Origin of the sequence: Pseudokordiimonas caeni (assembly GCF_026719705.1) — a bacterium.
Lineage (GTDB): Bacteria > Pseudomonadota > Alphaproteobacteria > Sphingomonadales > Kordiimonadaceae > Gimibacter > Gimibacter caeni.
In genome coordinates this window covers 33,798-53,862 of the sequence record NZ_JAPPRR010000004.1, presented here as the reverse complement: position 1 = coordinate 53,862, position 20,065 = coordinate 33,798, and the positions used below count along the sequence as shown (strand labels likewise).

At 61.7% G+C, this 20,065-nt stretch carries 15 protein-coding genes and 1 other RNA gene; 9 read left to right on the top strand and 7 right to left on the bottom strand.

Translation table 11 applies throughout. From position 1 onward, the window contains the following. The first annotated feature begins 71 nt into the window (after positions 1–71). Together OU694_RS15130 and OU694_RS15125 are read left to right on the top strand one after the other, a co-directional pair. Positions 72–3,521: an AsmA family protein gene (locus tag OU694_RS15130; protein WP_308911852.1), complete on the top strand. Its 3,450-nt coding sequence runs from the start codon at positions 72–74 to the stop codon at positions 3,519–3,521. A 105-nt stretch (positions 3,522–3,626) separates the two neighbouring features. Continuing rightward, the gene (locus OU694_RS15125; RefSeq protein WP_308911851.1) at positions 3,627–4,865 is read left to right on the top strand and encodes a NupC/NupG family nucleoside CNT transporter; all 1,239 of its coding nucleotides are present in this window, start codon (positions 3,627–3,629) and stop codon (positions 4,863–4,865) included. Here OU694_RS15125 and OU694_RS15120 read toward each other — a convergent pair. Then, on the bottom strand, positions 4,856–5,098 hold the full coding sequence (locus OU694_RS15120) for a ribbon-helix-helix domain-containing protein (RefSeq protein WP_308911850.1): 243 nt from the start codon (positions 5,096–5,098) through the stop codon (positions 4,856–4,858). The genes OU694_RS15125 and OU694_RS15120 overlap by 10 nt on opposite strands. A 118-nt stretch (positions 5,099–5,216) precedes the next feature. Between OU694_RS15120 and OU694_RS15115 the strand changes: the two genes are divergently transcribed. After that, positions 5,217–5,810 carry a PAS domain-containing protein gene (locus tag OU694_RS15115; protein WP_308911849.1) on the top strand — a complete coding sequence of 198 codons (594 nt, stop codon included), beginning with the start codon at positions 5,217–5,219 and terminating at the stop codon, positions 5,808–5,810. Between the two features lie 2 nt (positions 5,811–5,812). On the opposite strand, the gene OU694_RS15110 is transcribed toward OU694_RS15115, so the two are convergent. The 3 genes from OU694_RS15110 to ssrA all read right to left on the bottom strand — a co-directional run bounded on the left by OU694_RS15110 (position 5,813) and on the right by ssrA (position 8,511). After that, positions 5,813–7,423, bottom strand: coding sequence for a fumarate hydratase (locus OU694_RS15110; protein WP_308911848.1), 1,611 nt, complete (start codon positions 7,421–7,423; stop codon positions 5,813–5,815). A gap of 57 nt (positions 7,424–7,480) precedes the next feature. Continuing rightward, on the bottom strand, positions 7,481–8,005 hold the full coding sequence (locus OU694_RS15105) for an SspB family protein (RefSeq protein WP_308911847.1): 525 nt from the start codon (positions 8,003–8,005) through the stop codon (positions 7,481–7,483). Positions 8,006–8,131: 126 nt separating this feature from the next. Beyond that, positions 8,132–8,511: a transfer-messenger RNA gene (gene ssrA, locus OU694_RS15100) on the bottom strand. Positions 8,512–8,663: 152 nt separating this feature from the next. Between ssrA and OU694_RS15095 the strand changes: the two genes are divergently transcribed. The 3 genes from OU694_RS15095 to OU694_RS15085 all read left to right on the top strand — a co-directional run bounded on the left by OU694_RS15095 (position 8,664) and on the right by OU694_RS15085 (position 12,950). Next, positions 8,664–11,099, top strand: a complete 2,436-nt coding sequence (locus OU694_RS15095) for a bifunctional diguanylate cyclase/phosphodiesterase (RefSeq protein ID WP_308911846.1) — start codon at positions 8,664–8,666, stop codon at positions 11,097–11,099. Between the two features lie 81 nt (positions 11,100–11,180). Beyond that, on the top strand, positions 11,181–11,774 hold the full coding sequence (locus tag OU694_RS15090; protein WP_308911845.1) for a fatty acid desaturase family protein: 594 nt from the start codon (positions 11,181–11,183) through the stop codon (positions 11,772–11,774). Positions 11,775–11,957: 183 nt separating this feature from the next. After that, positions 11,958–12,950, top strand: coding sequence for a thymidylate synthase (locus OU694_RS15085; RefSeq protein WP_308911844.1), 993 nt, complete (start codon positions 11,958–11,960; stop codon positions 12,948–12,950). Here the strand turns inward: OU694_RS15085 and OU694_RS15080 are convergent, their stop codons facing one another. Genes OU694_RS15080 through OU694_RS15070 form a run of 3 tightly spaced genes read right to left on the bottom strand, consistent with a single transcriptional unit; the run spans position 12,951 to position 17,270 of the window. After that, positions 12,951–14,759 carry a DUF885 domain-containing protein gene (locus OU694_RS15080; protein ID WP_308911843.1) on the bottom strand — a complete coding sequence of 603 codons (1,809 nt, stop codon included), beginning with the start codon at positions 14,757–14,759 and terminating at the stop codon, positions 12,951–12,953. It abuts the gene before it with no gap. Between the two features lie 28 nt (positions 14,760–14,787). Beyond that, entirely contained in the window at positions 14,788–15,978 is a 1,191-nt protein-coding gene (locus OU694_RS15075; protein WP_308911842.1) for a M24 family metallopeptidase, read from the bottom strand. Continuing rightward, positions 15,975–17,270 carry an NAD(P)/FAD-dependent oxidoreductase gene (locus tag OU694_RS15070; RefSeq protein WP_308911841.1) on the bottom strand — a complete coding sequence of 432 codons (1,296 nt, stop codon included), beginning with the start codon at positions 17,268–17,270 and terminating at the stop codon, positions 15,975–15,977. Before OU694_RS15070 ends, OU694_RS15075 begins: the two co-directional genes overlap by 4 nt. 79 nt (positions 17,271–17,349) lie before the next feature. On the opposite strand from OU694_RS15070, the gene OU694_RS15065 reads away from it, so the two are divergent. From OU694_RS15065 to OU694_RS15055, 3 genes are read left to right on the top strand one after another with little or no spacing between them, the layout of a single operon-like run. Next, positions 17,350–18,264, top strand: coding sequence for a dihydrodipicolinate synthase family protein (locus OU694_RS15065; RefSeq protein ID WP_308911840.1), 915 nt, complete (start codon positions 17,350–17,352; stop codon positions 18,262–18,264). A 9-nt stretch (positions 18,265–18,273) separates the two neighbouring features. After that, entirely contained in the window at positions 18,274–19,272 is a 999-nt protein-coding gene (locus tag OU694_RS15060; RefSeq protein ID WP_308911839.1) for a 4-hydroxyproline epimerase, read from the top strand. Then, a complete protein-coding gene (locus OU694_RS15055) occupies positions 19,269–19,955 on the top strand; it encodes a GntR family transcriptional regulator (protein WP_308911838.1) in 687 nt (228 codons plus the stop codon). The genes OU694_RS15060 and OU694_RS15055 overlap by 4 nt, the downstream gene beginning before the upstream one ends. Positions 19,956–20,065 lie beyond the last annotated feature (110 nt).

Here is a 20,065-nt window from a genome sequence, read left to right as displayed (position 1 = left end):
AGGTGGATGTGCTGGCCCGAAGGCAGGGCGCAGGCACGGCAGTTTCAGGCAATAGTGACGAGGGTTCAGACGTGAAACAGGGCAGACTGGCGAAGACAAGCATGTGGGTGGCAGGCGGCCTTGTGGGGCTCGTCGTCATTGCTTCGGTCGTCCTCAGTTTCATGGACTGGAACCAGTATCGCGGCCGCATTGCGGGGCTGGCGAGCGATGCGCTTGATATGGATGTTGTCCTCAATGGCCGGGTGGCGGTGTCCCTGCTGCCACGCCCTGCTGTTTCAGTGGAAGGGGTCGAGGTCTGGCCCAAGGGCATGGGGGCGAGCGGCGATTCCAAGCGGCTCGTTGCCGTGGCCGACCGGATCGCCGCAAACGCCAGCCTCGTGCCGCTTCTCACCGGTACGCTTGAAGTCGGACGGCTTGATCTCGAGGGTGTTGCCGTGACGCTCGCGCAAGGTGAGGACGGCGCATGGGGATTGAAAGGCTGGCCGGCATCTGCGGAGGCCACCGAGCCGACTGCGGAGGGCGAAGCATCACCGCTTTCCATCGGCAAGCTTGCGCTGCGCGATGGCCGCGTGACGCTGGAGCCCAAAGGCGCGACCCCGACCGTTATCAACGATATCGATCTTGACCTTGAAGGCACGCTCCCCGATGGGCCGCTCGATTTTGGCGGCAGCCTGAAGGTCGCTGACCGGCCAATCGATCTTGAGGGGCGGTTGCGGCCCGGCAAGACCACAGGCGACCGCGCCGGACGGCTGAAAGTATCGCTGAAGGGTGGATCCGCTACGCTTTCGGGGCAGATTGAAACCACAGGCGCCATCACCGGCCGGGTGGAGGCGGGCGGCGATGACCTGTTCGCCTTCGTCAATGACCTGATGCTGGCCGCAGGGCAGGGCGAAGCGGTGCAAGGCCCGGCCAAGCCTTGGACGCTTGATATGCAGATCAATGGCAACGACAAGCTGATGAAGCTCACCGGCCGCGACCTGCAGGCTGGTAGCACCCGCGGCCGGTTCGACCTCACCCTTGTGCCGGGCGAGACGCAGCGCCTTGGCGGCTCCTTCGGGCTTGGCATCATCGATATGGCTGATTGGGCCGATGTTACGCCGGTTGCTTCCGATGCACCGGCCAGCAGCGAATGGCCGCTGCGCGGTGCTGTTGAATTCAGCGTTGAGGGTATCAAATCGGGTGAGGCGTTGGCGCAGCGCGTGGAAGGTCAGGTGGATTTCGTCGCAGATGGTGTCAGCCTGCCGAAGGTGCAGGCGCTGCTGCCGGGGGCGACAACCCTTGTGGTGTCGCGCGGCCAGTACAGGCTCGCCGATGGCAGTCTTGCTGCCAACCTGAAGGCAGAAACGGGCAGCCTGCCCACGCTTCTCAAATCCGCTGGTATCGTGCTTGAAAACGTGCCAGCCGGGCGATTGGCGACGGCAAGTGTTGACGGGCGGCTTGGCTACGGGGCCAGTGGCTGGCGAGTTGACGACCTTGCAGGCAAGCTGGATACGACGAGCTTCACAGGATCGGCCGCCGGGCGCGCCGATGGCAGCCTCACGCGGCTGAACCTCAGTCTTGATACTCTCAACCTTGACGCCTATCTGCCGGCGGTGCCTGCAGCGGAAGGAGAAGCCGAACCGCTCGCCAAGACACTCGCGGACGCTCTGGGCCCGCTCGGGGATGCGGGCAGCGATATCAATGTCGCGGTCGGCAGCATGATCTGGCAGGGGCAGGCCGTGAAGGACATGCGCCTCGCCGCCAAGGCCGCCCGGGGCCGGATTGACGGGCTGAATGCCCGCTTCACGTCCGGCAGTGGCAGTCTCGCGCTTGCCGGTTCCCTCCGGGGTGATGAGAAAAACTGGACGGCGGACCTGAAGGCCTCGCCCGTGAATTTCCCGGTCAGCGTTTTCACCGCTTTCGCGCCGGATAGCGCGCCATTGATGGATGCCCTGAAGCTGAATACCCTGACCGGCGACGTGACGCTTAGTGGCCCGCTCGACAAGATGCGTATGAGTGCGTCCCTTGCAGGCGCACCGGGCACGAAGGTGGAAGCATCGGGTGCACTGGCGCTGAATGCGGCGGGTGACGGCCTTTCCCGCATCGATATCCAGGGTAATGCCGAACATCCCGATCTCGCGCCCGCAGTTGCGCTTTATGGTTGGGATGGCGCGCGGAAACTGCCTGCGAAGCTTACCTATGCCGTATCGCAGGAAGGCGCCACAGAGCCCTACAAGCTGCGCGTCGGTGGATCGGTCGCGGGCGGCAAGATTGTCGCTTCCGGCTCAGCGGCAGCCGATGGCAGCGGCACTTACGATCTGTCGTTCGAGCATGCAAAGGCCATCGAGGCGCTTCGGGCGTTTGGGCTTGATGTCGCGCTGCCAGCCCCCAACCAGCCCCTGTCGGCCAAGGCGACGCTTGGCATGACGGCGGACGGCGGCATGGAAATGCGCGACATGGACCTGAAAAACGGCCCGTCAACCCTTGGCGGCTCGATACGGATCGATGGGCAGGAACGCATTTCGGGCGCGCTCAAGGCTGCCAACTGGTCGCTTGATGGCCTCATCCCTGAAGATGACGGCAGCGCCAAAACTGCCGCCCCGGAAGCAACCGAACCTGCCAGCCCCTACAGTGGCAACATCAGCCTTGCGCTCACCGATATCACCTACAAGGGCCAGAGCCTGACTGCGCCGAACGCGCGGGTCGTTTTTACCGACAAGGGCTCGCGTCTCAATTTCGGTGACAAGGCATTGCTGAATGCCAAACCGCTTGCCGGCCAGTTCGTGCTTGGCAACGGCCGGAAACCGCGCATGGTTGTCAAGCTTGATGCCGATCTTGTGGATATCGCCGGGGCACTGGTCTCCAGCGGGCTTTCCTCGGTGATCGATGGTTCGGCCAAGGTATCGCTGGATCTCACCGCACGCGGCAATGATATGAAATCGATCCTGAAAACGCTGAAAGGCACGGGGTCGATCGATGCCTCCTCGGGTGCCCTCAAGTTCATGGCGATCAATGGGCTTATCCAGGATATCCGCAATGCGAAAAGCGGGCAGTCCTTCCTTGGCCTGATCGGTCAGCGCTTGCGCACCGGCACGACCGACTATTCCGGCCTCAAGGCCAGTTTTTCGGTGGATGGCGGCGTGGCGCTCATTGAGAATTTCGAAGCGTCGGGCGGTTGGGGCAAGCTGCATCTGGATGGGCAGGCCAACCTTGTTGACCAGCTTCTGGACCTCAAGGGCGAGCTTGCAATGAGCGAACCGAAGGATGCCACCCCGATGCCGGTTTCCTACAAAGGGCCGATGAATGCGCCGGTTTCGTCCTTCTCCAGCCGGTCGCTCGAAAAACTGGTGTTGTCGGATATCGAGCGGCGCTTCCGTTCAGGCGTGTTCAAGGAACTTGAAGCGACCGACAAACAGGATGCCAGCGACAAGGCACCGGGGGCGGCTGTGCTTGGCACCGCGTTCGACCTGTTGTCGAAGCTGAAGAAGAAACAGGAAGCCGAGAAGAAAGAAGAGGCAGAAGAGGCGGACCCGCCCAAATAAGCGCACCTGTGATGGCCGGTCCCCGAAACCATGACTTGCCAGAGACGGTCTCTCTCCCCATAGTCGGCCAAAATCAAACTGCCTGCCGCATGGGGGAGCCCGCCTTTGATCGCCGTCCTCGGGATTGTTGTCCTGCTCGTTATCGCTGTTCTCCTGTCGACAAATCGTCGCTCCATTTCTCCACGCACTGTTGTGGCGGCCTTTGCCCTGCAGCTCTTTATGGCGGCTTTCGCGCTTTATATCCCCTTCGGACAAAGTGTGATGGCGACCATGTCGCACGGGATTTCTTCGGTGATCGGCTATTCGCAGGCCGGGATCAGCTTCCTCTTCGGTGCGCTCGGCACGCCTGAGGGTGTAGGTTTCATCTTCCTTTTCCATGTGCTGCCGGTGATCGTCTTCATGTCGGCGTTGATGTCGGTTCTTTATCATCTGCGGATCATGCAATGGGCGGCCGTGCTGCTGGGCGGTGCCCTGAAGCGCATCACGGGCACGACCTCGATGGAATCACTGGCGGCCGCCGCCAACATCTTCCTCAGCCAGACCGAAGCGCCGCTGGTGCTGCGCCCCTATGTGCGCGGCCTGAAGGATCACCAGTTCTTCTCGCTGATGGTGGTTGGCATGTCGTCGGTCGCCGGGTCGGTGCTTGTCGGCTATGCCGCCATGGGGATCGAGCTTAAATATCTGATCGCGGCGGCCTTCATGTCGGCTCCCGGCGGGCTTCTGATGGCGAAGATCATCTATCCGGCCGATGGTGGCCCCGACGAGCAAAGCGTCTCAGACATCCTGAATGTGAAGATCGAAAACGACGAGGGTCTGGCGCCTTCAACCGTGATGGAGGCAGCGGCCGACGGCGCCATCATCGGCCTGAAGCTCGCCGCCAACATTGGTGCCATCCTTCTCGCCTTCGTGGCGCTGATTGCGCTGATGAACGGCCTGCTTGGCGGGATTGGCAGCTGGTTCGGGCAGGGCGACCTGAGCCTTGAAGCGATTCTTGGCGGTATATTCGCGCCGCTGATGGCGCTCCTTGGTGTGCCGTGGGAAGAAGCGTCGATTGCCGGCAACCTTGTGGGGCAGAAAACGATCCTCAACGAATTCGTCGCCTTTTCCTCAATGCGCACCCAGCTTGAGACGATGAGCCCGATGACGACTGCTATCGTCACTTTCGCGCTGTGCGGCTTTGCGAACTTTTCGTCGCTTGCCATCCAGCTCGGCGGTCTCGGCGCCATTGACCCCGCCCGCAAGCCCTTCATCGCGAAGCTTGGCCTGCGCGCCATGGCAGGCGCCACGCTTGCGAACCTGATGAGTGCGGCGATGGCGGGGCTGATGATCTCGCTTCAGGCCTGAGGTGTGCTGAGCTGGCGTTCCAGATTCTGCAGGACATAAGCCCTGAGTGCGCCGGAAAGCGAGCCCGTGCGGGCCTCGTCAATCAGTCGAACGAGTTCGTTGATCGCCAGGCCTTCCTCGTCGGCCAGCCGCCGGAGATGTCGCCAGAAGCCGCGCTCCAGCGAGATGGAGGTGCGGTGACCGGCGAGCGTCACGCTGTGCTTTTCGAGGGTGGCGTCGTTGAGATCGAGCATGGCACCATATTGCGCGGTGGTGCGCGGCGGTCAAGCGTCCGGCATCGGGGACATGAATTGTCGTTGGTGTCTGTCAGTCTTTGCCGGTAGGCTGTATACAAAGCAATAAGGGGGCAATATGGCGCTGGACTGGGATTTCATCGGCTATGAACCATTGAACCGAAAGCCGCTCGATCGGCTGCACGGTTATTGGCAGTCCCTTTCGGGTGGCGGCGTGCCGAAGAAAAGCAGTTTCCGTCCGACCAATGTGCCCGAACTTCTGCCCTATCTTTCGATCATCGAGAAAACCGACGACGGCGACCTGATCTACCGGCTGTTCGGTTCCGGCCTGCGCGCCCGCGTGGGGTTTGACCTCACCGGTGTTTCCGTAATGATGGCCTTCCCGGATCCGGCGAAAGAGTTTTTCGAGCGGGCCTTCGCCCTGATGCTTGAAAAGGGCCAACCCGCCTGCCACCGCATGGACATCCACACCGAAGACGGCGGCGTATTCGCGGAAGACCTGCTGTACATGCCGCTGGCGGATGATGAAGGAAAACATCGCTTCGCCCTCGGGATCTACTGGATGGAAAGCGAGCAGGAGTTTCTGCGGATCGACCGCAAGGTGAGCGGCTATTTCGTCTATCCGTTGCGCTTCTGGATCGATGAAGGGGGGATGCCCCTCGTGATGGACATCCCGTCCTATGACGTCAGCGACGCTGTCTACAGGAAATAGCCTCAGATATCCTTGAAGAAGTCGTTGCCCTTGTCATCGACGACGATGAAGGCGGGGAAATCCTCAACATCGATCTTCCACACGGCTTCCATGCCGAGATCGTCGAAATCCAGAACCTCGACCTTGCGGATATTGTTCTTGGCAAGGATCGCGGCCGGGCCGCCGATGGAGCCGAGATAGAAGCCGCCATATTCCTTGCAGGCGTCGGTCACGGCCTTGGAGCGGTTGCCCTTGGCGAGCATGACCATCGAGCCGCCGAGCTTCTGGAAGGGGCCGACATAGCTGTCCATGCGGCCGGCGGTCGTCGGGCCGAAGGAGCCGGAGGCGTAGCCTTCGGGCGTCTTGGCGGGGCCGGCATAATAGATGATGTGATCCTTGAAGTATGACGGCATTGGCTGCCCGGCCTCAAGGTTCGCCTGGATACGGGCATGCGCCAGATCGCGCGCCACCACGATGGTGCCGGTGAGGCTGAGGCGCGTCTTGATCGGGTGCTGGGTCAGTTCCGCCAGAATTTCCGCCATCGGGCGGTTCAGGTCGATCTTTACCACATGGTCCGACAGGTGATCGTCCTCGACCGCCGGCAGATAATGCGCGGGGTCGGTTTCGAGCGCTTCAAGGAAGATGCCTTCGGCCGTGATCTTGCCCTTGGCCTGACGGTCGGCCGAGCAGGAAACGGCGATGCCCACGGGCAGGCTGGCGCCGTGGCGGGGCAGGCGTATGACGCGGACATCATGGCAGAAATACTTGCCACCGAACTGGGCACCGATGCCCATGTTGCGGGTCATTTCGAGCACTTTTTCTTCCATCTCGATATCGCGGAAGGCGCGGCCGGTGGCATCGCCCTCGGTCGGCAGGGTATCGAGATCGCGGGCCGAGGCCTTTTTGGCGGTTGCCAGATTCTGCTCAGCCGACAGGCCGCCGATGACGATGGCAAGGTGATAGGGCGGGCAGGCCGAGGTGCCGAGCGTTTTGATCTTCTCGTCAAGGAAGGCAAGCATCCGGTCTTCGCGGAGCGTGGCGGGCGTCTGCTGGAACAGGAAGGTCTTGTTGGCGCTGCCGCCGCCCTTCGCCATGAACAGGAAATGATATTCATTGCCCTTGTCGGCATAGATATCGATCTGCGCCGGTGTGTTGTTCTTGGTGTTGACCTCCTTGTACATGCTCAAGGGGGCCATCTGGCTGTAGCGCAGGTTGGTTTCGGTGTAGGTGCGCATCACGCCCTTGGACAGCGGCGCTGCATCGTCGCCTTCCGTCCACACATACTGGCCCTTCTTGCCAACGATGATAGCGGTGCCGGTGTCCTGGCAGGACGGCAAGACGCGGCCGGCGGCGATATTGGCGTTTTTCAGGAGTTCGCGGGCTACGAAGCGGTCGTTGTCGCTGGCTTCCGGGTCCTTGAGGATATTCGAAAGCTGCTCCAGATGGCCGGGGCGCAGGAGGTGTGCGATATCGGCCATCGCTTCGCGGGCCAGAATTTCGAGGCCCTCATTCGCCACATGCAGCACGGTCTTGCCGTTCACTTCGCTCGTCGAGACATGGTCGCCGGTGATCTTGCGATATTTCGTGGTGTCTTCGCCAAGCTGGAAGAGCTTCGAATAGGTGAATTCGGTCATGGGAACGTCTCACATAGGAAAAGAGCGCACTCTTCTGGGTGCGCTCCGGGGCAGGGCTTATTTCTTGCGGAAGGCATCCAGCGTGACGACATTGTCACCGGGCTCGCCCGCAGGCGCCGTGGGCGCGTAGGCCTCGGCTTCGGCGTCCTTGATATCGTCATCGGAATCCGCTTCGAGTTCGTCCTCGTCATATTCTTCGAGAATATCGAGGTCGGCACCTTCATCGCCATGGTCATGGAATTGCAAGGCGAACTGCACGCTCGGATCCACAAAGCCGACGATGGCCGAGAAGGGGATGACCAGATGTTCGGGGCGCTGGTTGAAGGAGAGGCCGACCTCGAACCGGTCGTCATAAACCTTGAGGCCCCAGAATTTGTGCTGCAGCACGATGGTCATCTCGTCGGGGAAGCGGCTTTTCAGGTGCGCGGGGATATCCACGCCCGGCGCCTGGCTCTTGAACGCGATGTAGAAGTGATGGTCGCCCTGCAGGCCTTCCACAGCCGTGTCCTCCAGCACCGAGCGCACAACCCCGCGCAGGGCTTCCTGGACTTTGGCATCATAGTCGATATGGTTTTCGCTCATGGGGAAGCGGTCCTTCACAGGCAGAATAGATATCAGGCGTCGGCCCAATGGGGCGCATCTGGCGCCTTTATAGTCAATGCGCGGGAAGGGGTGAAGGATAAAGTCACACCTTCGGAAAAAGAGGAAAGTGGTCCGTTCTGTTGCTAGGTGGACCAGACCCCACCGCGAGGCGTCAACCCCCCGGAATTTAAATGCAGTTCACGCGAGCTGCTTACGCAGCCAGAGCGAACTCGACGTCGTTGTCGTTGGCATTTATCAAGTTTGGCCCATCACGGCGGTACCATCCCGAGCGAAAAGCAAAACACCCTTCAATCCACGTCGATCCTATTTCGCCCCCATCAGCAGAAGTTCCCTATATTCAAGGGATATCGCCGTGAGAACTCCTCCTGGTGGAGGCGCCGGGTACCGCCCCCGGGTCCGCAAAACCTACTAAGTGCGCCGTTTATCGCCATAGCTGGCAAGCCAGCACGTTACATATAGGTGAGGTGTATGCGAATTGAAAGCCCCCTGTGGGCAAGCGGCTTTTTTAAAACGCTATCATGCCCATCAAATCATGGCCCGGGGGCAAGAAACAATTGCGTCCGGGGCCGCAATTGTTAAGAGTGTGGCTCGAGTATATTCGCGGGAATATGGAAATGACTGCCCTCCCGGAAAAGGGGTGGCGGCCGCGAAACGATTGGGGGACTGGTTCCGGATGTGGCGAGTCTATAGCTGTCTGGTATACGAGCACGACCCATGGCTGGTGGTGCTGGCTGCGGTGATCTGTGTCTTCGGTCTTGCGGTGACGATGAACCTTGCCGCAGCCTCATTGCGAGAAAAGCGCCACAATCGCTGGCCGTGGCTGACCGGTGTCACCGCTGGTGTCAGCGTCTGGTGTACCCATTTTGTCGCGATGCTCGCCTATCAGACCGGGCTGCCGATCTATTTCGACCTCGCCCCCACGATCCTGTCGCTTGTCGTCGGTATCGCCGTCATCACGGCGGGGTTCCACGCGGCTTTCCGCTACCGCAAGCACCGCGCCATGATATTGGCCGCTGGTGCGCTTGTCGGCAGCGGTGTCAGCGCGCTTCATTATGTCGGGATCGCTGCAATGGAGCTGCCGGGCGATTTCCGTCTTGCTTCCGACCTGGTGCTGGCGTCGATCCTGCTCAGCATTCTCCTTGGTGCCCTTGCCTTTGACATGGCCTTCAAGTCGGAGGCGATCATGCGTCTGCGCCTCGGTGCGGCAGGGCTTGTCGCCATGGTCGTCGCGTTGCACTTTACCGGCATGGGCAGCATCGAGCTGTCGCTCGGGGATGTGGCTGAGTTTAACCACAACGGGGTTTCGCGCGCCTGGCTCGCTGGCGTCATTGCCTCCTTCGCCGCCATTCTTCTCATTGCCGTGATGGTGTCGCTTCTCGTCAGCCGTCAGGTCAGCCGCAAGCTTGCGGTGGAAGCCAGCCGGTTCCGCACGCTCGCCGACAGTGCCTTCGAGGCCCTGTTCGTGCATCGCAGCGGTCGGATCGTTGACGCGAACCAAGCGGCCGTTTCAATGGTCGGTGCTTCGGACCGCACCATGCTCAAGGGGCGCATCCTTGACGACCTGATCCTCGTGCCGGGCGGCGTCCGCCTGTTTGGCCCTGATGGCAGCACGGCGAAGGCGATCGATCTTGCCACCCTGCGCCGGGATGATGGCCCGTCGCTGCCGGTCGAGATTCGCCTGCGCAAGCTTGAGGACGCGGGTGAGGCAGGCTCCGGCCTCGTTGCCATCCGCGATATCTCGGCCCGGATCGAGGCCGAGCAGCAGATTTCCCACCTTGCGCTGCATGACATGCTGACCGATTTGCCGAACCGCCGCCTGTTCGTGGAGCTGGCCGAGAAATTCGTCGGCAAGGCGCGCCGCGGTGAAGAGAAATTCGCCGTGTTCGTGATCAACCTTGATGGCTTCAAGGGCGTGAACGACCTTTACGGCCACGATGCCGGCAACACGCTCCTGCAGCATATTGCCGGACGCCTGAGCGACGGTGTGCGGGATTCGGACGTGGTGGCGCGGCTTGGCGGCGACCAGTTCGCCATCCTGCAGTCGTCCAACTACCAGCCGGTGGACGCGGCCGTGCTTGGCACGCGTATTGTCCAGCAGGTTCAGCAGCCGGTCGAGATGGAAGGCACGTTCGTCTATACCGGCGCCTCGGTCGGTATCGCCATCTTCCCGAACGATGGCGATGACCCTGAAGTGCTGCTGCGCAACGCCGAAACCGCCATGTACCGCGCCAAGGCTGACGGGCGGGGCACCCTGCGTTTCTTCGAAGCCGCGATGGACCAGGAACTGGAGCATCGCCGCCGCCTTGAAGGACGCCTGCGCCACGCTGTGAAGAACAAGGAAATGTCGGTGCATTTCCAGCCGCTCGTCGACAGCAAGACCCACTATCCGAAAAGCTTCGAGGCCCTTGTCCGCTGGACGGACGAAGAGCTTGGCCCCGTCTCGCCCGCAGAATTCATTCCCGTGGCTGAATCTGCTGGCCTCATTATCCAGATTGGCGAGTTTGTCATGGAAGCTGCGTGTCGCACGGCAGCATCGTGGCCGCTGCCGGTCAACGTTTCGATCAACCTGTCACCCGTGCAGTTCAAGCGGCCGGGGCTTGTGGGGCTCGTGCAGCGAATCCTCAAGAACACCGGCCTGCCGGGATCGCGACTCGAGCTTGAAATCACCGAATCGACCCTTATCGAAAACCGGGACGAGGTGCTTTCGACCCTTAACCAGCTTCGTGATCTGGGCGTCAAGATCGCGATGGATGATTTCGGCACGGGCTATAGCTCGCTCGGCTATCTGCAGAGCTTCCCGTTCGACAAGCTGAAGATCGACCGCGTGTTTGTGACGGATGTTGAAACCTCCGACCAGAAAGCCTCCATCGTTCGGGCCGTTGTCGCCATGGGGCACAGCCTGAACATGCGCGTGGTTGCCGAAGGGGTGGAAACCGACGCACAAGCCGCGCTTCTTGACCGGCTGGAGTGTGACGAGTTGCAGGGCTTCTATTTCTCGCGCCCGCTGCCGGAGCCGGCTGTTCTCGATTTCCTCGATCGTTTCGTGAAGGCTGAAGCCGCCTCCAAGTCCTGACCCTCCGCCGGATGTGATCGGCTTTCCGCGCTCGTTGTGGCATAATGTGCCGGTGGAACGAGGGCGGAAAGGAGGACTATCATGGCCGAACTCGAACACTGGGACTGGTCTGCACGTCGCGGGCCACGTGGCAACCTACGCGAGGCGGTTGCCGTTTTCGATAGCGAAGCCGATATGCAGGAAGCGGTGGACGAACTGGAAAGCCACGGCTTTTCAAACGCCGCCATGTCGCGCCCGGCGAGCCCCGAGGAGATAACCGCAGCCCTTCGCCACGAAGTGAAAAGCGTGAAGGAGCTGGAGGACGATTCCGCGGTGCCACGCGAAGCCTATATCGACAAGGACAGCCGCTCGAGCGCGCTTCTCGTGCTTGTCCTGATCCCCTTCTATGTGCTGGTGCTTGTGGGCGTCGGCCTTGCCGTCTCTCAAGGCATCGGAACTTGGGAAACGGTCGGGCTTGTTGTCTTCATGGGTGCCATCGGCGCTGTGGGCGGCGGCTATTTCTCGTTGAAACTGTTCCGCCGTATGCAAGGCCGCATGGCGCTTGAACGGGCCATCGGCGGCCTCCTGTTGTGGGTGCGGATCGGTAGCCGCGAGCAGGAAGCCAAGGCGATGCAGATTCTCGCTCGCCACCGCGCGCGCGACCTGCATCTGCACGGACCGGCCTTCTCGGCCTGAACAGGCCGAGACGATACCGAACAAACCGCCCGGCCTGATCCCGGGCGGTCGCAGGTTTTCTTTGTGTTGCTCCCGGAACAATTCGAAAGAACACTCCGGTGGGTTCGCCGGCGATGGTCTTGCTTGAATTGTCGTGCCAAGGTGCCTATTCGAATATCAGACCCTCCGGCCTGAAGGATTTGTATGCACCAGTATCTGAACCTCGTTCGCGAAATCTTCGATAACGGCTCCTGGCAGGCCAACCGCACCGGTATCCGCACGCTCAGCATCCCCGGCGCCATGATGAAGTTCGACCTGCAGGAAGGCTTCCCGGCGGTGACGACCAAGCGGCTCGCCTTCAAGTCGGCGATTGGCGAAATGGTCGGTTTCATGCGCGCACACCGGAGTGCTGCCGATTTCCGCGCACTTGGCTGCAAGGTCTGGGACCAGAATGCGAACGAGAATGCCCAGTGGCTGGCGAACCCTTACAGGCTTCAGGAAGATGATCTTGGCCCCGTTTATGGTGTCCAGTGGCGCGACTGGCCAGCTTACAAGCTGATCGACCCCGCCGACCCCAAGGGCGAAGCACAGATCGCAGACGCCTTGAAGCGTGGTTACACGCAGATCGGTGTGGTTGAGGACCCTTCAGCGCCCGAAGGCGGTCCGCGTGTGCTGCTGTACAAGGCGATAGACCAGTTGCGGCAATGCCTTGATACGATCATGGAAGATCCCGGCAGCCGCCGTATCCTGTTCCATGGCTGGAACTGGGCGCAGCTTGAGGAAATGGCCCTGCCGCCGTGCCATCTGTTGTATCAGTTTCTGGTCAATCAGGCGAAGGGCGAGATTTCACTTTGCCTCTATATCCGGTCGAACGACGTGGGGCTTGGCACACCTTTCAACCTTACGGAAGGGGCGGCACTTCTGCATCTTGTCGGGCGGCTGACGGGCTACAAGCCACGCTGGTTCACCTATTTCATCGGTGACGCGCATATCTACGAAAACCATGTGGACATGCTGCAGGAACAGCTTCGGCGTGAGCCCTTCCCCGCGCCGAAGCTTGTCCTGTCGGACCGTATTCCCGATTATGCCGTCACCGGCAAATATGAGCCCGAGTGGCTCGAGAAGGTGGAACCCGGCGATTTCCAGCTTGAGGGCTACCAGCATCACGCGCCGCTGACAGCCCCCATGGCGGTCTGATCAGGGGGCAGTGGCCTCGCTATAGGGCCCTTTGCCGCCTTCCTCGATCAGGCGGCCGATCCGCCTGTCGATCACTGGCAGCGGCACCGAGCCGAGTTCCAGCACAGCATCATGGAAAGCGCGCAGGTCGAACTTCGGCCCCAGCGCCTTCTCTGCGCGCTTGCGGGCGTTGATGATGTGCAGTTCACCCAGATAATAGCTGAGCGCCTGGCCCGGCCACGCGATATAGCGGTCGACCTCGGTTTCAATCTCATGCTCGGCAAGCGCCGTGTTGTCGTGCAGGTAGCGTTGGGCCTGCTCGCGGCTCCAGCCGAAGGCGTGGATGCCTGTATCCACCACAAGGCGTGACGCGCGCCAAGCCTGATAGCTCAGCATGCCGAATATGTCCCACGGCGTTTCATACATGCCCATCTCTTCACCCAGCGCCTCGCTATAAAGCGCCCATCCCTCGCCGTAAGCCGAGATATAGGTATCGCGCCGATAGGCGGGCAGGCTGGTGTTTTCGGCAGCGAGCGGCATCTGCATGGCATGCCCCGGAGCGCTTTCATGAAGGGTGAGCGCGACAAGCGAATAGAGCGGCCGCGCGGGCAGATTGTAGGTGTTGACGAGATAGATGCCGGGCCCGCCGCGTCCGCCCGTGTAGAAGGGGGCGATATCATCGGGCACCGGCTTGATGGCAAACCGGCGGCGGGGCATGCGGCCGAAATAATCATCGGCCTTGGCATCGAAGGTCTTGGCGAGCCAGGCCGCCCGGTTCAGCAGTTCCTGCGGGGTTTTGGCGTAAAACTGCGGATCGGTGCGCAGGAACGTGAGGAAGGCGGGAAGATCGCCTTCGAACTTCACTTCCTTCATCACCGCATCCATGCGCTGGCGCAGGCGGGCGATTTCATCGAGGCCCGTCTGGTGGATTGCCTCGGGTGTCAGGTCCAGTGTCACAAATTCGCGGATTTTGGACCGGTAATAGGCCTTGCCGTCCGGCAGGTCATAGGCCGCAAGGCTCGTCCGTGCGCCCGGGAAATATTCGTCATTCAGGAAGGTCAGGAGCGTCCGGTAAGCCGGCAGCACCTTGTCGCGGATCGCTGCCCTGGCCTTTGCCTGTAAAGCCGTGGCCTTTTCTGCCGGGATCGAGGTGGGCAGTTCCCGGAACGGGGCATAATAGGCAACATCCTCGGGGGATTGTGCTTCCACCACGCTCCGCACCGCCGAATCCCGGCCAGTGAGGGTGATCTTGGGCGGGGTGAAGCCGCGCTTGAGACCCGCGCGCATGTTGGTGATCTGGTCTGCGAAATGGGCCGGGATGCCATCCAGCATGGCGATATAGCGCTCGGCTTCCTCTTCCGTGCGGAGGCTTTCGCGGGCATAGCCCACGAGGTCGCCCCAGAAGCTGCTGTCGGAATTCAGGGGTTTTTCATAGTCGCGGTAGCGTTGGGCTTCAGCCAGCGTATCGACCTGTGCCTTATAGACCATGAAGTTGACCTGATTGGCAGGCGACAGGCTGTTCTGGTTGATGGTAGCGAGCGCGGCCTGCGTTTCTTCCCAGCGCTTCAGGCGGGTGGCCTGCGCGGTAGGGCCCACATCCGGCATCCGGAACAGATTGCCGCCGGGGTTATCCTCGCCCATCGGCAACTGGCTCTTGCGCCACTCATATTCGTCCGATGAGAGCTTTTCGAAGGCATTGTCGGCCTCGCTCGGTGCTTCGGTGGCGTTGCTCGAAGCACATTGGCAGTCACCCGAAAAGGCGGCGCTGGCAGTATGCGGGGCCATTGCCACGCTGGCGAGCAGCAGCAGAAGTGCCGGTTTTGATATCATTGTTTCGTCCCCCCTTCGTCTCTTTCGCTTAAACAGGTATGTCGATGGCCGGTTGCGGCCCGGTGAACCATTTGGCACCGGCTTCGGTGACATGGAAATGATCCTCCAGCCGGACGCCGAAACGCGCCGGCACCACGATCATCGGCTCGTTCGAGAAGCACATGCCGGGTGAGAGTGGGGTCTTGTCACCGCGCACCAGATAGGCGGGTTCGTGGATCGCAAGGCCGATCCCGTGGCCGGTGCGGTGCGGCAGGCCGGGCAACCGGTAATCGGGGCCTAGGCCGGCTTTTTCAAGCACACGGCGGGCGGCGGCATCCACCTCCTCGCACGCCACACCGGGCTTCACGGCCTCGAAAGCGGCCTGCTGGGCTTCTTTCTCCAGCTGCCAGATCGCTTCTTCTTCCGCGCTGACTTGGCCAAAGGCGTAGGTGCGGGTGATGTCGGAATGATAGCCCTCGACCCGGCAGCCGGTATCGATCAGTACGAGTTGGCCTTCTTCAAGCGCCTGTTCGCCCGGCAGGCCGTGTGGATAGGCAGTGGCATGGCCGAACTGGGCGATGCAGAAGGTTGATCCCGCCGACCCGATGGCGCGGTGCGCTTCATTGATGAAACGCTTCACTTCGTTCGTTGTGATGCCCGGCTGCAGCATGCGAGCGGCGCGGCGATGGACTTCGAGCGTCATCGATTTTGCCTGTTGCATCAGTGCAAGCTCGGCTGGCGATTTGATCATGCGGCAGCCATCAATGGCGGGGGCACCGTCCAGAAGGTGAAGGTCCGGCAGGGCTGCCCTCAGCTTTTCGCCGTTCGCGAAGGAAAGGAGCGGGTCGATCGCCAGCCGGCGTATACCAAGCTTGCCAAGCGCACCGGCAAGCAGGGCGACTGGCGCTTCATGCTCTTCCCACAACAGAAGTTTCGTCTTCACTTCGAGTTCGGCGGAAAGCGAGCCTTCCTCGAACGCGGGGCAGATGATCATGGGGTCACCGGAAACCGGCAGCAGGAGCGCGATCAGCCGTTCGCTTGGCTCCCACGTCAGGCCGGTGAAATAGCGCATCGCGGTGCCGACATGAACAAGCAGGGCATCGGCGCCAAGGCCTTGGGTCAGGGCGCGCGCCTTGTCGAGCCGCGCCAGCCGTTCAGTCTGCGCAATCGGTGCGGCGCGATCCGCCCACGGCTTGATGGCTGCGAGTTCTGTCTGAAAGTCCGATCCGCCGATAGTCATGCTGTTTCCTTTCGAAACCCGAAACGCTCCACCGCCAGCGGCGCAAGGTCAAGCCGTGGGCTGGTGCCCGAAATGATATCCGTGACGAGCCCTGCAGTGACAGGGGCGAGCGTCAGGCCCAGATGCTGGTGGCCGAAGGCGTACACCAGATTGTCGGCAAGGTTGCTGCGCCCGATGGCGGGCAGATAATCCGGCAGTGTGGGCCGCGCGCCGATCCATCGTTGCAGCCGCGTGCCGAAGGGCAAGCCGAGATCCGCGATATGACGTTCAAGCCTATCCCATTTGGCGGGGTCGGCGGGCGCATCCGGGCGGCCGAATTCCACGAAGCTCGCCGCCTGCACGCAGTCGGCATAGCGGGTGACGATCATCGAGCGGTCCTCGAAAACGAGCGGGGGCATGTCGGCTGGCCAATCTTGGGCGGAAGCCCTGATATGATAGCCGCGCTCGGCGATGATGGGCACCCGGTGGCCAAGGGCTTCCATGATCTGCCCCGCGCCGACGCCGGCTGTGACTAGGACTGTCTCGGGCGCCAGGGTTTCGCCGCCCTCAAGCCTTACCCTCGCGCGGTTGCCGTTCCGTGCGAGGGTCGCAGTGCCGGTAATGGTCGTGCCGCCGAGGCGCTCGAAATGAGCGCGTAGCGAAGCCTGCAGGCGCGTAAGATCGCTAATCTGGCCGGTGTGGCTGAACCTTATACCGTCCGCGAGCGTCACGCCACCGCGTACCAGTGCCTGCGCGTCCATCAGTGTTCTGGCGTCCAGATGGTCGAGTGTCGCGGTGCCGATGTCTTCGCCCTGCCATGCCGCATAGCCGCGCGCTGCGCTCTCTGGGCTTTCCCATACAACGATATGGCCTTCATCCCGTACCACGTCCGGTGCTTCGATGGTGGCTGCCATATCTTTCCACGCGGGCAAGGCATCCGCGAGCAGGCCTTTCAGTGCGCGGTGGCCAGCGGCGAAGCGGGCTGGGGTGGCGGCGCGCACCAGCCGGGCAGCGAAGGGTGCCCAGGCGGAAATGGCATTGAGGGGTAAGCCAAGCGCGCCGCCAAGGGAGAAAAGTCGTTTGGGGGCCGAGCGGATCATCGCGCCGGAAGCGAGTGGAGCAGTTTGCTCCACGGCAATATGGCCGGCATTTCCCCACGAGGGGGGCTGAGGCGTGTTGAAGGTGTGGGGCCCGCTTCCCAAAGGCGCGCCCGGGGCTTTGTCGACAAGCGTGACACTGGCGCCCGCTTCCGCAAGCCGCACGCCCGCACACAGGCCCACAACGCCACCGCCGACAATGAATATTTCGCCCAAGGTCCCCAGCCTATTGTTTTCGTAAATCGAATATCGTATACGATATATATCTTGAACAACGAACGCAAGGTCTAACCAGATGTCAATCACATGGAAGGGTGTCTTCCCCGCAGTCACAACCCAGTTCAAAGAAGATATGTCCATCGATCTCGCCGATACGCAGCGGGTGGTGGATGATCTGATCCGGGACGGCGTCAATGGCGTGATTGCGCTCGGGACCGTTGGCGAAAACAATTCGCTCGAAATTCCTGAAAAGGTCGAGGTGCTGAAAGCCATTGTCGAGGTGGTGAAGGGCCGGGTGCCGGTGATCACCGGTGTGTCGGAATATGACGCGAAGCGCGCTTCCGCCTATGCTGTGGCGGCCGAGAAGGCCGGGGCTGACGGCCTGATGCTGCTGCCGCCGATGGTCTATGTACCGAAACCGGCCGAGCTTGTGGCGCATTTCAAAACTGTTGCTGCCTCGATGGGCCTGCCGATCATGCTCTATAACAACCCGCCCGCTTACCGCACGGTGATCGATACCGCCGTGCTGGCCGAGCTTGTGGATGTAAAAAACATCGTGGCGATCAAGGAATCGGCGCCCGATACCCGTCGCTTCACCGACACGATCAATGCGGTCGGTGACCGGTTCGTGGTGTTTGCAGGGCTTGATGACGTGGCCTTCGAAGGGCTCGTTCTTGGCGCGCGCGGCTGGGTCTCGGGGCTGACGAATGCCTTCCCGAGGGAATCGGTGGAGCTTGTGGCCGCTATCGATCGCGGCGACATGGACACCGCCCTTGCCATCTATCGCTGGTTCATGCCGCTGCTGCATCTGGATGCCGAGCATGACCTTGTGCAGTCGATCAAGCTTGCCGAGCAGGTGATGGGTCGCGGGTCGGAGCGTGTTCGTCCGCCGCGCCAGCCGCTGACCGGCGCACGTCGTGCCGAGGTGATTGCCATGGTCGAGAAGGCCGCCGCTACCCGCCCGACGCTGAACAGCAACCGGGCAGCATAAGGGGCCGCCATGCGCCATACCTTCTTCTGCATCGATGGACACACCGCTGGTAATCCAGTCCGGCTGGTGGCAGGTGGTGCACCGCTCCTCAAGGGTTCTACCATGTCGGAACGCCGCCAGGATTTCATGGCGCGTTTCGACTGGATCCGTACCGGGCTCTGCTTCGAGCCGCGCGGTCATGACATGATGTCGGGTGGTTTCCTGTATCCGCCGACCCGCGAGGACTGCGATGTTGGCATCCTCTTTATCGAAACCTCGGGCTGCCTGCCGATGTGCGGCCACGGCACCATCGGCATGGTGACCTTCGGGCTTGAACACGGCCTGATCCAGCCCTCGACCCCCGGCAAGCTCAGGGTCGAGGTGCCGGCAGGTGTGATCGAGATCGATTACAAGGCGGAAGGCGACAAGGTCACGTCGGTCAAGATCCGCAACGTGCCGTCGTTCCTTGCGGCCCAAGGCATCAGGATTGATGTGCCTGATTTCGGACCGCTTTCCATCGATGTCGCCTATGGCGGTAATTTCTACGCCATCATCGAACCGCAGGGGGCTTACACGAGCCTCGATGACCTTGGCGCATCGCGCATTGTGAACCTCAGCCGGGAAATCCGGCGCCTCGTTCGGGCGACCTATGAACCCGTTCACCCGGAAAACGACACGATCCGGGGTGTCAGCCATATCCTTTGGGCGGATGTGCCGAAAGGTGAGGGGGCAGACGGTCGTAATGCTGTTTTCTACGGCGAAAAGGCCATTGATCGCAGCCCCTGCGGCACCGGCACCTCGGCCCGGCTGGCGCATCTGGCGGCCACCGGCAGACTCGCCAAGGGGGATGCCTTCGTTCACGAGAGCTATATCTGCAGCCGTTTCATCGGGCGGGTCGAGGATAAAACTACGGTCGGCGGTCAGGCGGCCATCGTGCCCTCCATCGAAGGATCAGCGATTGCCACCGGCTTTAACACCATCTGGATCGACCGCGCCGATACCTTCTGGCAGGGGTTCCATGTGACATGAGCACCCTGCCGCAGGTGGAAGCCGAGCCCGGCCAGACAGGCCTTGTGGTCCGCACATTGGCCGAGCGTGTGTTCGAGATCATGCGGGAGCGGATCGTCACCGGCCGTATCCCGACAAGCGCCCCGATCCGGCAGGATGTACTGGCCGCCGAGCTTGGCATCAGCAAGATCCCGCTGCGCGAAGCACTGGCCCGGCTGGAGCAGGAGGGGCTGATCGTCAGCATGCCCAACCGCGGCTATTTTGTTCGCGCCATGAGCGCCGACGAAGCCGATGAGATTTTCGCCCTGCGGCTGGTGATCGAACCCGCCGCCGCCGCTGCCGGTTGCCTTGCCGCGACCGAACCGCATCAGGCCGCAGCGCGTGAAGCGTTCGAGGCGCTGGACAGGGCAGCCGCCGATAATCTGGGCGAGGTTGCCGCCCGCAACCGGGCCTTCCACACGTCGCTTGTACGCCCGGCTGGCCGGATGCTGACGACCAATCTGGTGGAACGGCTCGAAATCCTGTCTGAACGCTATGTGATTGCCCACCTGCAACCCGCCGGCCGCGAAGACCGCGCCCATCTGGAACACAAGGCGCTTCTGGATGCCTGGCTCTCGCGCGACGGAAAACTGACAGAAAGCCTCCTGACGGCGCATATCGAAGGCACGCTGAAGGACCTGCGGCAACAGCTTGCCGCCCGGTAGACGATGCTCAAAGTTGCTGGCGCTCCAGTCATCGGTTATGCCATACCGGAATAGCCGGGAATGGTGCCGCCGTCTTTTCGTTTCGGCTGTGCCGTATGAAACACAATCCC